General features: G+C 57.9%; 1 pseudogene. It reads right to left on the bottom strand.

Annotation, left to right across the window (positions count from 1 at the left end):
* Positions 1-139: pseudogene (locus tag DUT91_RS27150) on the bottom strand (IS5/IS1182 family transposase); the annotation flags it as partial.
* Positions 140-254: the final 115 nt, after the last annotated feature.

Raw genomic sequence — 254 nt, forward strand, 5'->3', positions numbered from 1 at the left:
CGTCGAGCACGAGACGTGCGCCCTTGTGGTCGCTCATCTGGCCTTCCGGCAAGAGCAGGATGATCGGCCGGCCGTCACCGTCGCAAACGGTGTGGAGCTTCGAGTTCAGCCCGCCTTTTGTTCGCCCTGACCTGCCACGGGTAATTTCCTCCAGTTTGGATTAGAGTCCGGCCCATTAAAGGACGGACACATGAAGAAGCAGAGATTTACGGAAGAGCAGATTATTGCGGTAGTGAAGGAGCAGGAGGCTGGCG

This window comes from Paramesorhizobium salinisoli (assembly GCF_003335045.1).
GTDB lineage: Bacteria > Pseudomonadota > Alphaproteobacteria > Rhizobiales > Rhizobiaceae > Paramesorhizobium > Paramesorhizobium salinisoli.